The sequence below is a fragment of the Cryobacterium sp. Y82 genome (genome assembly GCF_002929495.1).
GTDB lineage: Bacteria > Actinomycetota > Actinomycetes > Actinomycetales > Microbacteriaceae > Cryobacterium > Cryobacterium serini.
In genome coordinates, this window is sequence record NZ_PJJJ01000033.1 from 113370 (window position 1) to 128017 (window position 14648).

Consider the following 14648-nt stretch of genomic DNA (forward strand, 5'->3'; position numbering starts at 1 on the left):
CTGGTCGTAGAATGGAACCTTGCATTAAGAGCCACGGCACCGGGAGCACACCATTTCGAGCACTGAAACACCCACCACCGCTGCTTCGCCGCAGCCGGCGCCGCGTGGTCTGAAAGCCCGCGTCGACGCCTACTTCGAGATCACCAGGCGCGGCTCCACCTGGTCCCGCGAATTTCGAGGCGGAGTCGTCACCTTCGTGACGATGGCCTACATCGTTATCTTGAACCCGCTTATTCTCGGCGGGTTCAGTGCCGACCAGGCCGCCGTCGACGTGGCGGGTGGCTGGCTTCCCAACGAGCAGGTCGCCGCCGTGACCGCACTGACCGCCGGCGTCATGACGATTCTTTTCGGCGTCATCGCCCGCCTGCCCTACGGCTTCGCGGCTGGGCTCGGCATCAACTCGTTTCTCGCCGTGAGCGTCGTCGGCCAGGTCACCTGGGCCGAAGCGATGGGCCTCGTCGTCATCAACGGTCTGATCATCGTGCTGCTCGCTTCGACCGGCCTGCGTGAACTTATCTTCAACGCCATCCCGCGTCCCCTGAAAATCGCCATCACGGTCGGCATCGGCCTGTTCATCGCGTTCATCGGCCTGGTCGACTCCGGTTTCGTCCGAACCAGCGGCGCGAATTCACCGCCGGTGCAGCTCGGGGATGCCGGATCCATCGCCACCCTGCCGACAGCGGTCTTCGTGATCGGGCTCATCATCATGGGCGTCCTGCTGGCCCGCAAGGTCAAGGCCGCGCTGCTGATCGGCATCGTCGCGACCACCGTCATTGCCGTGATCCTCGAAGCCATCTTCAAGGTTGGCCCGTCATTCGGCACCAACCCGGCAGGCTGGAACCTGAACGCACCCGTGCTGCCGACGAGCGTCGTTGCCCTGCCCGACCTCGGTTTAATCGGCCAGGTCTCTTTCGGTGCATTTGAGCGCATCGGCATGCTGGCCGCCGTGATGCTCGTCTTCACGCTCGTTTTCACGAACTTCTTCGACGCCATGGGCACCATGACCGGCCTGGCCAGCGAGGCCGGCCTGGCCGACAAGGACGGCAAGTTTCCGCGGTTGAAATCCGCGCTGATCGTCGAGGGCATCGGAGCCGTCGCCGGCGGTGTGACGAGCGCCTCATCGAACACCGTCTTCATCGAATCGGGGGCCGGGATCGGAGAGGGAGCGCGCACGGGCGCGGCCAACGTGATCACCGGCATCCTCTTTCTGGCCGCCATGTTCTTCACCCCGCTCACGCAGATAGTGCCGCTCGAGGTGGCGGCCGCAGCGCTCGTGATCGTTGGAGCGCTCATGGTGTCACAGATTCGCCACCTGGACTTCACCGAGTTCTCCAGCACACTGCCGATATTTCTGACCATCATCGTGATGCCGCTGACCTACTCGATCGCCAACGGTATCGGCGCCGGGTTCATCAGTTGGGTGCTCGTGCGCAGTCTCTCGGGCAAGGCACGGGAGATCAGTCCGCTGTTGTGGGTCGTCGCCCTCGGCTTTGTACTCTTCTTCGTGCGTGGTCCGGTCGAGGCGCTGATCGGCTGAGCCACGCGGCGAATGGATGTCGCGGCTCGCGCCGCCGAGATTCGCCCGCTCAACCCCGGCCTACTCGAGGAAGCCGCGCAGGAGCAGGGCGGTACCGCTCAGGTGCTCCCGCATGGCCTCGGCCGCGGCATCCGATCGACCGGTGAGAATAGCAATGACGATTTGTTCATGCTGCTGGTTTGAATGGGCGATGTTGGGTGCCAGCAGGGGAATGGCATCGAGCAATTCGTTGAGCCGCATGCGTACATCGGCGAGCATCGGCACGAGCGACGGCGAACCCGCCAACTCGCCGATATAGAGGTGCAGGCGGGAATCAACGCGGCGGTACTCGTCGGCGTCGGCATCTGCGGCTGCCCCGAGGCTCGACCAGAGTAACTCACGTTCCGGCGGGGACAACACCCGACCGGCGGCGACGCGCGCGGCTCCCACCTCGAGAATGTCCCGCAGGGTGAGCACATCATCGATCTCTGCGGCGGTGATCGACCGGTGCGCCGCACCGGTCGGGGTACCCGCCGCCATGTCTGGCGGCGAGGGCAGCGCATCGCTGACAAAGGTGCCGCCGTACCTCCCGCGCCGCGAAATCAGGTAGCCGGCCCCGGCGAGCGACCCGATCGCCTCTCGCAGTGTGTCGCGACTGACGCCCAACTGCGTGGCAAGCTCTCGTTCGGCCGGCAGCCGGTCGCCCGGCGCGATCAGCCCTAGCCGTACCGTCTGCAGTAGTCGTTGCACCGTCTCTTCGAACGTGTTGGTACCCGAGACCGGGCCCAGGAGCAGATCGCTGCTCAGGCCTGCCGTCGGCGGCGTTGCACTACTCTGGCGTGACATAGGCCGAGCTGATGCCACCGTCCACCAGGAAGGTGGAGCCGGTAATGAACGACGAGTCGTCACTGGCCAGAAAAGCAACGGCCGCAGCGAGTTCCTCGGGGTCGGCGAAGCGACCGACTGGAATGTGCACCAGACGCCGAGCCGCACGTTCAGGGTCTTTCGCGAACAGTTCCTGCAGCAACGGAGTGTTGACCGGCCCCGGGCAGAGCGCGTTCACCCGAATACCCTGGCGGGCAAACTGCACGCCCAGTTCCCGGCTCATCGCCAGCACTCCGCCCTTCGACGCTGTGTAAGAGATCTGGCTGGTCGCTGAGCCCAGCACAGCCACGAAACTAGCCGTGTTGATGATCGATCCGCTGCCCTGTCGAACCATGTGCCGCAATGCCGCGCGGCAGCACAAGTACACCGATTTGAGGTTGACATCCTGCACCTTCTGCCAGGCGGGGAGTTCGGTCGTCTCGATGGAGTCGTCATCGGGCGGAGAAATCCCCGCGTTGTTGAACGCCACATCGACCGATCCGTAGGTCTCGAATGCGGTGTCGAAGAGATGATCCACCTGGTCCTGATCGGTGACGTCGACCTTGACGAAGAGACCGCCGACCAGCGCTGCGGCTGCCTGGCCGGCCGCGTCGTCGAGGTCACCGATGACGACCGTGGCACCCTCGGCTCTGAACCGCTTTGCGGTGGCGAGGCCGATGCCGCTGGCCCCGCCGGTGATAACGGCGACCTTGCCGGCCAGGCGCTGGGTCAGGTCGATGCGAGTTATGCTCACAGGTTCTCCTTTGGTGTGAAACTAGTCAACCGCGATGAAAACATTCTTGGTTTCGGTGAAATGCAGCGGGGCATCCGGCCCCAATTCCCGTCCGAGTCCGGACTGCTTGAATCCGCCGAAAGGAGTCGAATACCGCACCGACGAGTGCGAATTGACCGACAGATTGCCCGACTCGACCCCGCGGGCCACGCGAATGGCCCGGCCGACGTCCCGGGTCCAGATTGAGCCGGACAACCCATAGTCGGTGTCGTTGGCGAGCTTCACGGCATCGGCCTCATCATCGAAGGGCAGCACGGTCACGACCGGGCCGAAGATTTCCTCGGTCACGCACCGGTCGAGACGGCTGGAGGGAGCGAGCACGGTCGGGGCGATCCAGAACCCGGCACCGGTCGGAGCGCTGCCGCGAAAGGCGACCGGTGCATCTCTGGGCAGATACGCCGACACGGCAGCGTGATGCTGCCGTGAAACCAGGGGTCCCATCTCGGTGGCCGGGTCGGCCGGATCGCCGACCCGCACCGCGGCGACGGCCGGTTCGAGCAACTCCATGAACCGATCGAACACGCTGGCCTGCACCAGAATGCGACTGCGAGCGCAGCAATCCTGGCCCGCGTTCTCGAACACACCCGACGGCGCTGCGGCGGCTGCGCGTTCCAGGTCGGCGTCGGCGAAGATGATATTGGCGCTTTTGCCGCCGAGTTCGAGCGTTACCCGCTTGACCTGGTCGGCACAGCCGGCCATGATCTGCTTGCCGACAGCGGTCGAGCCGGTGAACACGACCTTGCGAACGTCGGGGTGCGTCACGAACCGGGTTCCTACGACTGACCCACGCCCCGGCAATACCTGGAACAGTCCCTCCGGCAGTCCCGCGTCGAGGGCGAGTTCTCCCAAACGGATGCTCGACAGTGGCGTCCATTCCGCCGGCTTCAAAACCACGGCGTTGCCGGCAGCGAGAGCAGGCGCGAACCCCCAGGTGCCGATCGTCATCGGAAAATTCCACGGTGTGATCACGCCGACAACGCCGAGCGGCTCGTGAAAGGTGAGGTCGATGCCGCCCGCGACCGGAATCTGCTGCCCGAACATGCGCTCGGGGGCTGCCGAATAGTAGTCGAGTACATCACGAACGTGCCCGGCTTCCCAGCGCGCCTGTGTGATGGGATGCCCCGAGTTGCGCACCTCAATGGCAGCCAGGTTTTCTCGGTCGTTGTCAACGACCTCGGCGAATCGTCGCAAGACGCGGGCCTTGTCGGCGGGGGCTACGTCGGCCCACGTCTTCTGGGCCAGGACGGCGCGGGCGATCGCCTCATCGGTTTCGTCCTGGCCCAGGTGTTCGACTGTTTCCCCGACCGATTCATCGGCCGGGTTGATGACGGTATAGCTGCTCATTCTGGTGCCCTTTCTGCCCCTGCTGAAGGTCGTGGCGGGTGCGGCGCGGGCGTGCCCCGGCGCGGGGCTGCTGCCCTATAGTCTCGAGCGGCGCTGACCAATGCGGTGAAGAGGCGAAGATCGTCGGGCGACTGCTCCGGATGCCACTGCACGGCCATCCCGAACGGCACCGTCGTCAGCTCCACACCTTGCACGATGCCGGCATCCGTTGTGGCCGTCACTCGCAGACCGGCGGCTACGCGGTTGATGGATTGGTGGTGGTACACCGGGACCGAAGGCAGGAGCGTTTGGCCGTCCAGCAGCGCACTGAGCGTCGAGTCTGGTTCAACGGCAACATCGACGATATTGAACACACCGTTACCGGCTTGATAAGTTGTGTCGCCGACCAGGTCCGGCAGATGCTGGTGAAGACTTCCGCCGAGGGCGACGTTAAGCATCTGCGCACCCCGACAAATGCCTAGAAACGGCAGTGCGCGGGCGATGGCCTGGTGCAGGAGTACCTCTTCCCAAGCGTCTCGATCCGGCCGGGGCTCGTCCGTCTGGGGGTGCGCGGCCTGCCCGTAGCGCGCCGGATCGACATCTTTGCCGCCGGTGATGACCAGGGCGTCGAGGCCGTCGAGCACCCGGTCGGCAATAGCCGCGGTCACCGGCTGCGGGGGCAATAGCACGGCGATGCCGCCCGCTTTGGTGATCGCGTCGAAATAGACTCGTGGCAGAATCGCTGCCGGCACATCCCACACCCCGGTCTGGGCCTGCTCGAGATAGGTGGTCAGGCCGATCACCGGTCCGGTCTCAGAGTCGTTCAAAGCCGCGCACCCGCTCCCAGTCGGTCACGGCGGCATCGTAGGCCTGCACCTCAATGCGTGCGTTGTTCAGGTAGTGCTCCACGACCTCGTCGCCGAACGCCTCGCGGGCCGTGGCGGAACCGGCGAATAGTTCGGCCGATTCGCGCAGCGACGACGGAACTCGCGGGACGTCGCTGGTGTACGCGTTTCCCTCGTACGCGGACTCCAGCTCGAGTTCGTGCTCGATGCCGTACAAGCCCGCCGCGATCAGGGCGGCGACAGCCAGATATTGATTGACATCACCCCCGGGGACCCGGTTCTCGACCCGCAAAGCCGGGCCGTGCCCGACGACGCGCAGCGCACACGTGCGATTGTCGAGCCCCCAGGCCAGCGCGGTCGGCGCGAAACTACCCGGAACGTAACGCTTATACGAGTTGATGTTGGGAGCGGAGAACAGGGTCAGCTCTCGCATGATCGCGATTTGTCCGGCCAGGAAGTGTCGGAATAGCTTCGACATCCCATGCTCGGCCTGGGCGTCGTGAAAGACTGGTTCACCGCCCGGACCCTGCAGGCTGATATGGATATGGCAGCTGTTGCCCTCCCGTTCGTTGAACTTCGCCATAAACGTGAGGCTCTTGCCGTGGGCGTCGGCGATCTCCTTGGCCCCACTCTTGTAGACGGAATGATTGTCACAGGTGGCCAGTGCCGTCGCATATCGAAACCCGATCTCCTGCTGCCCGAGATTGCATTCGCCCTTCACTCCTTCGCAGTACATGCCGGCGCCGTCCATGGCAAGACGAATATCGCGTAGCAGCGGTTCCATTCGTGTGGATGCCAGCAGAGAGTAATCGATGTTGTAGTCGCTGGCCGGGGTGAGGCCGTCGTATCCCTTTTTCCAGGCTTCGCGGTAGCCGTCGTCGAAAATGATGAACTCTAGCTCGGTCGCACAGAACGCAGTGAGCCCGTGTTCGGCCAATCGGTCCAATTGGCGACGCAAAATCTGCCGCGGCGAAGCGAGCACCGGTTTCTCATCGAGCCAGTGCAGATCGGCGGTGACCAAGGCTGTTCCGGGCAGCCACGGGGCCAATCGCAGTGTATCGAGGTCGGGGACCATTGCCATGTCCCCATACCCGTGCGACCAGCTCGAGGTGGCATAGCCTTCGACGGTGTTCATCTCCACGTCGACGGCGAGAAGGTAGTTGCAGCATTCCGCGCCATGAGCGGCAGCATCCTCCAGGAACAGCCGAGCAGAGAGTCGTTTGCCAACGAGGCGCCCCTGCATATCAGTGAACGCGACAACGACGGTGTCGATCTCACGGCGGGAAACCAGAATGGTCAATTCCTCGAGGGTGAGGTTTCCGGTACGAGTTGTCATCGAGCTTCTCCTCGGTGCTGGTATGAGAGCGGGGTAGTCAAGGCCATTCGGCGGTTCGCGGAGCAAAGAGGAAGAATCAGGCAATTTTCAACCATTAGAGCACACTTCACCGACGGGAGGAGTGGTGTTTTTGCGTGATTGTGGCCCGCGTTTTTCTTCAAAGGTATATACACCGCACCATTCAGCATTTAGCATCATGGCAACCTCACTGAACGATTGCGCTCTAGCCGCTGGCACTACCATCGGGTGCGCAACGAGCGCAAAGGAATTGAGATGTCCAAAGACACCTTGAAAGTTTCGGGCGTGAAGTACACCACGGCGCAGGCCGGCTACTTCGAGAAACGTCGGCTCACTCGCAGTGCCGGCATCTGGGGCCTGTGGGGTCTGGCCGTGGCAGCGGTGATCTCCGGAGACTTTTCGGGCTGGAATTTCGGCATCGACTTCGCCGGTTTTGGCGGAATGCTAATTGCCTTCCTGCTGCTCATCGTCATGTACTACGGAATGATCTTCAGCATCGGCGAGATGGCGGCGGCGATGCCGCACACGGGTGGGGCCTACTCGTTCGCCCGGGCGGCTATGGGACCCTGGGGCGGTTTCGTTACAGGGCTAGCCGAAACCATCGAATACGTCGCGACCACCGCGGTCATTGTGTACTTTTCTGCTTCCTACGCCGACGAGATAACGCAGGTACTGCTCGGCGTCTCCCTGCCACCGTGGATGTGGTGGCTCATCCTGTACGCCGCCTTCATTGCACTCAATGCTGCCGGCGCGGCCATCTCCTTCAAATTCGCTATCGTCGTGGCGATCATCTCCATTGCGATCCTGCTGGTGTTCTCCGTCATGGCAGCGTTCTCCGGGTTGTTCAGCTGGGACAACCTGTTCAACATCACGCCGGATGCCGGCCAGAGCACCTTCCTGCCTCACGGCATACTCCCGATCCTGTTCGCGCTGCCGTACGCCATGTGGTTTTTCCTCGGCATCGAAGAACTCCCACTAGCAGCCGAGGAATCGCACAACCCGGTGCGTGACATTCCGCGCGCCGGGTTCATCGCCCGAACCACACTGATCGTGACTGGCCTGCTCGTCTTGTTCCTCAACACCGGAGTCGTCGGCGCGGCCGAGATTGCCGGATCGACTGAGCCCTTGCTCGATGGGTTCCAGGCGATTGTGGGCGACGACGTCGCAGCGATGCTCGCCCTGTTCGCGCTGATCGGGCTTCTGGCCTCGTTGCAGGGGATCATGTTCGCCTACGGACGAAACATGTATTCGCTGTCGCGGGCCGGTTACTATCCGAAGTTCTTGTCACTGACCGGAAAACGCCAAACTCCGGCCATTGCCCTCCTTGTGGGTGCCATCATCGGATTTGTGGCGCTTGTGCTGGTCGATTCCCTCGGCGGGGCCGCCGGTGTCGCTGGCGCTATCGTGCTCAACATCGCAGTCTGGGGCGCTGTGATCGCCTACGTCCTGCAGATGGTGTCGTTCGTGCTGCTGCGTAAAAAGTTCCCGAACGCCAGCCGCCCGTACCGCAGCCCGTGGGGCGTTCCCGGTGCCGTTATCGCGGGCATCCTCTCGCTGGCTATTTTCTTCGGCTTTTTCATCAACGAACCGGCAAGGCCGGCGATTGCGGCCATCGCCGTGGTCTACGTGGTGATGCTCCTGGCCTTTGCGCTCTGGGGGCGCAAGCGGCTAGTCCTCTCTCCCGAGGAGGAATACGCGGTATCGGGCGGGTTGCACCGAGACCCGCAAGCGGATGGTTACGGCGGCACGGTCGAGAATGAACTGCTCGCCCGCGACGGGAAAGACGACCCGCGGCTCTGACCCCGTGACTAGATCTCGCGACAGTGCGTCGTGAGCATGCCGATCTTGTCGATCGAAATTGTCACGGTCGAGCCGTCGCGCAGAAAAATCGGGGGTTTGCGGCTGTAGCCGGCGCCGCCAGGGCTGCCGGTGGAAATCAAGGTACCGGGCATGAGCGTAGAAGTCTTCGACAGGTAGGAGATGATCTCCGCGACGGTGCGCACCATGTCGCCGCTCGAAGCATCCTGCAGAATACGGCCGTCGACGTGGGTGGTCAGCCACAGATTCTGGGGATCACCAATCTCATCGGCGGTGACGACCAGGGGGCCGGTCGGGGTGAAGCCGTCGAAGGATTTGCAGCGAGACCATTGTGCCTCTGAGAACTGCAGGTCGCGAGCGGTGATGTCGTTGACGACCGTGTAGCCAAAGACATAGTCCAGGGCGTTGGCGACCGACACGTTGCGGGCCGGGCAGCCGATGATGACGCCGAGTTCGGCCTCGTAGTCGACCTGGGTGGTGAGGTCGCGCGGCCAGATGATGGTCGAGCCGTGACCGGTGAGCGAGTTCGGCCAGAGCGAGAATACGGTCGCCGCTGTTTCAAGACGCAGGCTGAGTTCGGAGGAGTGCGCGGCGTAGTTGGCGCCGATCGCGATGATCTGCGGTGGGCGCAGCACCGCCGAGGAATGCCTCAGCTCATCGACGGGGGTTAGGGCGGCGCCGGTGGAGACAGCGTCGAGGCTGATCGCGCGGATGCGTTCGTACTCGGCGTCGCCCTGTTCGAGCAGGTCTTGCAGGTCGCGGGGGGCGTCGTCCATGACGTCGTCCAGGAACAGCGCCGCGTCGTCGAAGACCACGGCCAATCGGGGAATGGATGAGCCGTCAACTCTGAGATGCGCAAATTTCACTCTTCTAGGCTAGCGGGCCTCACCCGGCGTCGCCCTGCGGGGTGCTCCAACCCTCACGCTGTCCGCTTGGAGGATACCGGGCAAGAAGCCCGCCACAGGTGCATTCCGGCATAACTGCGCCACGGAGCCCAGTCAGCTCCACGGGAGGCGAGCACCCGGGGGTCGACCGAAAGCCCGAGGCGGCCGGCACCCTGCCGAAGAGCTAAATCGCTCGTGAGTAAAATGTCGGGGCTGCCGAGCACCCGCATGGCCACGTACCCGGCCGTCCACGGCCCGATTCCCGGCACTGCCAGCAGGCTCGCCTCCAGCTCGGCCCGCGTCTGCCCAAATGACGGCGCCAGATCGCCCGATGCCAGCGCCTGCGCCACCCGCAAAATAGTCTCGATGCGCGCCCCCGGCCCCCGCAAGACTGCGCGACCGCCCGCAGCAATTTGCGCCGGGGTGGGGAACAGTAGCCGCAGCTCGCGGCCTGGAAGGCGGTCACCGAGCGCGTCGGTCAGCCTGGTCAGCGCGGTGCGGGCCGCAGCCACCGAGATCTGCTGCCCGATCAGGGCCCGAAACAGCGTTTCTTCGGCGTCCATGCTGCCCGGTAAGCGGATGCCGGGGGTCCGCGCGACCGAGGCGGCCAGCGCCGGGTCCGCGGCCAGGCGATGGTCGATGGCCTGGGCATCCGCATCGAGATCGAATAATCGACGGATTCGGCCGACCAGCGGTACCAGGTCTGTGAGCCGCGCGAGACGGATGCTGCAGGCCAGCGCCGGGGCAGCATCCGTCCCCGACAGGGTCACCAGAACCGTCGCAGTGCCGTGCGGCAGCCGCACGGTGCGCTCGTAGCTCGTAGCGGTGGCCGTTTCAACGCCGGGCAGCGCCCTAGTGCCGAGAAAGCGCAGCACTCCGATGCCGTCGAACGGCGCCCGCGCCGGCAGCTGCAGCGTGATCCTGGTCTCGGCGTGATCGAGGTCCGGGTGCGGGTGCGCTGGCGGTGTGCGCCGGGCGCTGCGCACCTCGGAGGGGGTGCGCTCGTAGACGGCCGCCACGGTGTCGTTGAACTGCCGCACGCTTCCGAAGCCCGCAGCGAAGGCCACGTCGGTGATCGGTAGTTCGGTGTTCAACAGCAGCAGGCGGGCCGTCTGGGCGCGGTGCGCCCGTGCCAGGGCGAGCGGCCCGGCGCCGAGCTCGGCGACGAGCACCCGGGACAGGTGACGCGACGTGTAGCCGAGCCTGGCGGCCAGCCCGTGCACGCCGTCGCGTTCGACGACGCCGTCACCGATCAGGCGCATGACCCGGGCGGCAAGGTCGTCACGCATGTTCCAGGCGGGAGAGCCCGCGGGGATAGATGAAGTGATCACCCCTTCAGCGTGTCACGGCTCGCAACGAGCGGGTAGTGAAAAAATCAGACATGGAGCGGCTCGATAGGCTGGGTCGATGAACGCACTGTTGCGCCTCCAGTCCGAGCTCGGCCCAGTCGTCAGCGTCGACCCCCTCGACCTTGCGGCCCACCGCACCGACAAATCAGGCTGGGTGGCCGACGGCACGCCGCTGGCCATCGTGCGCGCGACAACGGTGGATCACGTTCAAGCGGCGCTGCGCATTGCAACCGAATTCCGGGTGCCGGTGGTCACGCGCGGCGCGGGAACCGGCCTGTCGGGCGGAGCCTGCGGCACCGACGGGTCCATCGTGCTGAGCGTGGCTGGACTGTCCCGCATTGTCGAAATCAACCCCGACGACGAACTCGCTGTCGTCGAAGCCGGAGTGATCAATCAACACCTAAACGATGCGCTCTTCGACCACAACCTGTGGTTTGCGCCCGATCCGGCGAGCAAGGCCATCTCGACGATCGGCGGCAACATCGCCACCAACGCGGGCGGGCTGCTCTGTGCCAAGTACGGCGTTACCCGTGAGGCCGTACTCGGCTTGACCGTCGCTCTCGCCGACGGCAGCCTGCTGCGCACCGGCCATCGCACGGTAAAGGGGGTCACCGGGTACGACCTCACCGCCCTGCTGACCGGTTCAGAGGGCACACTCGGCGTCATCGTCGAGGCCACGGTGCGGGTGCGCGCACTGACCCCCGGCACGGTCGCCACGATCGGTGCGGTCTTTGACACGGTTATGGCGGCGGCCGCAGCCAGCGCTGCGATCACGGCCGCCCGCATTCGCCCAGCCGTCATGGAACTCATCGACCCGATCGCTCTTGGCCACATTGCGACCTACCTCGGCCCGGAGGGGTCGGCCGGGCTGCCGCTTCGCCGCGGCGCGTTCCTGCTCGTGCAGACCGACGGCCCGGCCGCGCTCGCCGAAGCCGAGGCCGCCCTCACCGTGCTGCGCGCGGCGGGCGGCGAAGCCACCCTCTCAACGGATGCCGCCTCCGGCGACCGCCTGCTGGCCATTCGCCGGGCCATGCACCCGGCCCTCGAGCAGCTGGGCCGGGTGCTCATTGAAGACGTGTCGGTGCCGCGCTCGCGCATGGCCGAGATGTTCGCCGCGATCGCCGAGATCAGTGCGCGCACGGGAATTCCCATTCCCACCGTCGCCCACGCCGGCGACGGCAACCTGCACCCCAACTTCGTGATCGCCTGCAGACCCGGTGAAGCAGCGGATGACCCGGTGCCAGACAACATCTGGGCGGCGGCCGATGAAATGTTCCGGGCAGCACTCCACCTCGGTGGCACCCTCACCGGCGAGCACGGCGTCGGCGTGCTCAAGCGCCGCTGGTTGCGGGACGAGATCGGCGACACCAGCCTCGACCTGCAGCGCCAGCTCAAGGCGGTGTTTGATCCGCTCGGCATCCTGAACCCGGGCATCATGTTCGACGCCTGAGACGAGCGCTCCCGGCGTACCGGCCGGTATTCTCGAGGAATGAGTCTCGACCAGCCGCCAGGCCAGCCGCCCCAGCAGCAGCATCCCGTGCAGGCGAGCCCCACCCCGGTGGAACCGGTCTGGAGCGGCCAGGTGCGCCCATCCCGCACCGGCCCGATCGTTCTCGGTATCGTCGGGATCGTACTCGCCGGGCTGGCCCTGCTCGCCGTGTTTCTCTACCTGGCGACTTTACTCGGCACGGGGGCACTGCTGGTCGGGCTGCTCCTGGCCCTGCTGCCGCTCGCGGTCGTGCTGCTGTCGGTGCGCTGGATCGATCGCTGGGATCCGGAGCCGCGGCCGGCCCTCATCTTCGCGTTGCTCTGGGGCGCCGGAATTTCCATCGTCAGCGCCCTCATCGTCGACCTCGGGGTACAGATCACGATTGCGGCCAGCGCGGGCGCGCTGGCCGGAAGCGATTTCGCATCCGCTGTCATCCAGGCCCCCATCGTCGAAGAAGGCGCCAAGGGCTTCGGCGTGCTCGTGCTGTTCTGGGCGGTGCGCCGGCACTTCCACGGCCCGCTCGACGGTGTCGTCTACGCCGCAACGATCGCGGCCGGATTCGCGTTCTCCGAGAACATTCAGTATTTCGGCCTGGCCATGGCCGAGGGCAACGCCCAGACCCTCGGCATCACCTTTCTCCTGCGGGGGGTCTTCTCACCGTTCGCGCACGTGACCTTCACAATCTGCACCGGCCTCGCCCTCGGCCTGGCGGCACGGCGCAGCGCCACCAAAAACGGCGCGGTCGCATTCTTCCTCCTCGGCCTCGTGCCGGCGATCGGACTGCACGCACTGTGGAACGGCGCCACTTTCCTGCTGACCGGGGACGCATCCGTTCTCTTCTACTACGTCGTCGTGCAGGTGCCGCTGTTCATCGTCGCGATTCTCGTGGTCGTCTTCCTGCGCCGCCAAGAGGCCCGAACGACCCTGCGACGGCTGCACGAATACTCCCAGGCCGGCTGGTTCACCGCGGCCGAGGTCTCCATGCTCGGCACCGACTCGGGTCGAAGGCAGGCCCTCGCCTGGGGTGCGCGTCAATCGCGCCCGAAGCAGCTCGCCATGCGCCTGTTCATAGCGGATGCAACGCGCCTCGCCTTCGTGCGCGATCAGCTGGTGCGCGGCCGGAGCTTCCCGGCACTGAACGCCAGGGAGGCGCGATTGCTTACCCGGCTGATGCACCACCGGGCCGATGTGCTCGGGCAGGCGCTGCCGGGATCGACGCCAGCGGCGTAGTCGGAGAGCCGGGGCTGCGCGACCCGGCAGCGACAACAGAAACTCGTCGCCTCGGTGGTGTGGCGGTGCCGACGACTCTCCCGATGCGACGAGTTAGTGTGTAATTAGAGTGCACCCACTCGCGGCTAGACGCAAGCATTATTTTCTGAGGTTCCGCCCGGTGTGCATTCCGGCACGGAATCCGGTTGGATGGGTCTATGACTGATTTGAATTCCAAGCCCGAAATCGATTTTCCAGAGGGCGCTGCGCCCGAACAACTCGAGATCACCGATGTCGTCGTCGGCGACGGTGTCGAGGCGACCGCCGGAGCGACCGTCGACGTGCATTACCTCGGCGTCGAGTTTGCGTCCGGCGATGAGTTCGACTCGTCCTGGAACCGCGGCCAGTCGATCAACTTTCCTCTGCGCTCACTCATCGCGGGTTGGCAGGAAGGCATCCCCGGCATGAAGGTCGGCGGACGTCGCAAGCTGGTAGTGCCCCCGCACCTCGCCTACGGACCGGCCGGCTCTGGCCACCGTCTCTCCGGACAGACCCTGATTTTCGTGATCGACCTGCTCGGCGTGAGCTAAGCCGGCGCCGAACCACACTGAACGGGATATGGCTGCTGCAGCTGTATCCCGTTTTGTTTGCGCGCTGACCTGATCAGCGACGATTAGATCAGGGCCGCCGTCGGCTCCGGGCCGAGTATGAACCGCCGTCCGGTGATCGACTCCGGCACGATCTCGACGAAGACCGGCTTGAACGTGGGGATCAGCGGCCGCAACGGTAAAGCGGCGGCGGCGTCGACGTCCCGCTGGGTGTCGAGCGCGCGAGCCGTTCCGTGCACGACGACACTCCACGCCTCGTCGCGACCCACGCCATCCGTTTCAAAAGCGACCCGGTTGTTGACCGTGAGCTCAATTAGCTTGGTGCCCGACGCGGTGCGAAACAGCAGGCGCCGGTCGGCGGCGACAAAATTGACCGGAAAAATGTCGGGGATGCCGCCGACGGATACGGCCAGACGGCCCAGACTGGCCGAGAGCAAGGCGTTCCAGCATTCCTCTTCGCTAAGATTTTGCACGGCCGATGCAGCCTCGTTGACGTCATTGAAAGTCATGGTCCATCGTCACACGCCCCGAGGTCGTGGGCGAGTGGCGCCGATCTGAATTCTGTGCTGTATGGACCAATTGGACGTCGAGTTTTC

13 protein-coding genes are annotated in these 14648 nt (G+C 64.9%); 5 read left to right on the top strand and 8 right to left on the bottom strand.

What is annotated here, in order from left to right; translation table 11 throughout:
- Nucleotides 1-52: 52 nt before the first annotated feature.
- Entirely contained in the window at nucleotides 53-1537 is a 1485-nt protein-coding gene (locus CXY70_RS10405; protein WP_104192294.1) for an NCS2 family permease, read from the top strand.
- A 60-nt stretch (nucleotides 1538-1597) separates the two neighbouring features.
- Here the strand turns inward: CXY70_RS10405 and CXY70_RS10410 are convergent, their stop codons facing one another.
- From CXY70_RS10410 to CXY70_RS10430, 5 genes are read right to left on the bottom strand one after another with little or no spacing between them, the layout of a single operon-like run.
- On the bottom strand, nucleotides 1598-2362 hold the full coding sequence (locus tag CXY70_RS10410) for a FadR/GntR family transcriptional regulator (protein ID WP_104192295.1): 765 nt from the start codon (nucleotides 2360-2362) through the stop codon (nucleotides 1598-1600).
- Nucleotides 2346-3113, bottom strand: coding sequence for a 3-oxoacyl-ACP reductase (locus CXY70_RS10415; protein ID WP_304481723.1), 768 nt, complete (start codon nucleotides 3111-3113; stop codon nucleotides 2346-2348). Before CXY70_RS10415 ends, CXY70_RS10410 begins: the two co-directional genes overlap by 17 nt.
- 42 nt (nucleotides 3114-3155) lie before the next feature.
- Nucleotides 3156-4517: an aldehyde dehydrogenase gene (locus CXY70_RS10420; protein ID WP_104192296.1), complete on the bottom strand. Its 1362-nt coding sequence runs from the start codon at nucleotides 4515-4517 to the stop codon at nucleotides 3156-3158.
- On the bottom strand, nucleotides 4514-5323 hold the full coding sequence (locus CXY70_RS10425; RefSeq protein WP_104192297.1) for a gamma-glutamyl-gamma-aminobutyrate hydrolase family protein: 810 nt from the start codon (nucleotides 5321-5323) through the stop codon (nucleotides 4514-4516). Before CXY70_RS10425 ends, CXY70_RS10420 begins: the two co-directional genes overlap by 4 nt.
- Entirely contained in the window at nucleotides 5310-6677 is a 1368-nt protein-coding gene (locus CXY70_RS10430) for a glutamine synthetase family protein (RefSeq protein ID WP_104192298.1), read from the bottom strand. Before CXY70_RS10430 ends, CXY70_RS10425 begins: the two co-directional genes overlap by 14 nt.
- Nucleotides 6678-6950: 273 nt before the next feature.
- On the opposite strand from CXY70_RS10430, the gene CXY70_RS10435 reads away from it, so the two are divergent.
- Nucleotides 6951-8495: an amino acid permease gene (locus CXY70_RS10435; protein WP_104192399.1), complete on the top strand. Its 1545-nt coding sequence runs from the start codon at nucleotides 6951-6953 to the stop codon at nucleotides 8493-8495.
- An 8-nt stretch (nucleotides 8496-8503) separates the two neighbouring features.
- On the opposite strand, the gene CXY70_RS10440 is transcribed toward CXY70_RS10435, so the two are convergent.
- Together CXY70_RS10440 and CXY70_RS10445 are read right to left on the bottom strand one after the other, a co-directional pair.
- Nucleotides 8504-9379 carry a fumarylacetoacetate hydrolase family protein gene (locus CXY70_RS10440; RefSeq protein ID WP_166806422.1) on the bottom strand — a complete coding sequence of 292 codons (876 nt, stop codon included), beginning with the start codon at nucleotides 9377-9379 and terminating at the stop codon, nucleotides 8504-8506.
- Between the two features lie 53 nt (nucleotides 9380-9432).
- Nucleotides 9433-10728: a DNA-3-methyladenine glycosylase 2 gene (locus tag CXY70_RS10445; protein WP_233205883.1), complete on the bottom strand. Its 1296-nt coding sequence runs from the start codon at nucleotides 10726-10728 to the stop codon at nucleotides 9433-9435.
- Nucleotides 10729-10804: 76 nt separating this feature from the next.
- Between CXY70_RS10445 and CXY70_RS10450 the strand changes: the two genes are divergently transcribed.
- The 3 genes from CXY70_RS10450 (at nucleotide 10805) to CXY70_RS10460 (ending at nucleotide 14034) form a co-directional block, all read left to right on the top strand.
- Nucleotides 10805-12196 (top strand): FAD-binding oxidoreductase, encoded by a 1392-nt coding sequence (locus CXY70_RS10450; RefSeq protein ID WP_104192300.1) that lies wholly within the window; start codon nucleotides 10805-10807, stop codon nucleotides 12194-12196.
- Between the two features lie 39 nt (nucleotides 12197-12235).
- The gene (locus CXY70_RS10455; protein ID WP_104192301.1) at nucleotides 12236-13465 is read left to right on the top strand and encodes a PrsW family intramembrane metalloprotease; all 1230 of its coding nucleotides are present in this window, start codon (nucleotides 12236-12238) and stop codon (nucleotides 13463-13465) included.
- A gap of 197 nt (nucleotides 13466-13662) precedes the next feature.
- Complete coding sequence (locus CXY70_RS10460; protein WP_104192302.1) at nucleotides 13663-14034, top strand: FKBP-type peptidyl-prolyl cis-trans isomerase; 372 nt, start codon at nucleotides 13663-13665, stop codon at nucleotides 14032-14034.
- Nucleotides 14035-14117: 83 nt separating this feature from the next.
- On the opposite strand, the gene CXY70_RS10465 is transcribed toward CXY70_RS10460, so the two are convergent.
- On the bottom strand, nucleotides 14118-14561 hold the full coding sequence (locus CXY70_RS10465; RefSeq protein ID WP_104192303.1) for a pyridoxamine 5'-phosphate oxidase family protein: 444 nt from the start codon (nucleotides 14559-14561) through the stop codon (nucleotides 14118-14120).
- Nucleotides 14562-14648: the final 87 nt, after the last annotated feature.

Coding starts and splice junctions, on each gene's coding strand:
- CXY70_RS10410 (WP_104192295.1), bottom strand. CDS start 2,362: ATGTCACGCCAGAGTAGTGCAACGCCGCCGACGGCAGGCCTGAGCAGC.
- CXY70_RS10420 (WP_104192296.1), bottom strand. CDS start 4,517: ATGAGCAGCTATACCGTCATCAACCCGGCCGATGAATCGGTCGGGGAA.
- CXY70_RS10430 (WP_104192298.1), bottom strand. CDS start 6,677: ATGACAACTCGTACCGGAAACCTCACCCTCGAGGAATTGACCATTCTG.
- CXY70_RS10435 (WP_104192399.1), top strand. CDS start 6,951: ATGTCCAAAGACACCTTGAAAGTTTCGGGCGTGAAGTACACCACGGCG.
- CXY70_RS10450 (WP_104192300.1), top strand. CDS start 10,805: ATGAACGCACTGTTGCGCCTCCAGTCCGAGCTCGGCCCAGTCGTCAGC.
- CXY70_RS10455 (WP_104192301.1), top strand. CDS start 12,236: ATGAGTCTCGACCAGCCGCCAGGCCAGCCGCCCCAGCAGCAGCATCCC.
- CXY70_RS10460 (WP_104192302.1), top strand. CDS start 13,663: ATGACTGATTTGAATTCCAAGCCCGAAATCGATTTTCCAGAGGGCGCT.
- CXY70_RS10465 (WP_104192303.1), bottom strand. CDS start 14,561: ATGACTTTCAATGACGTCAACGAGGCTGCATCGGCCGTGCAAAATCTT.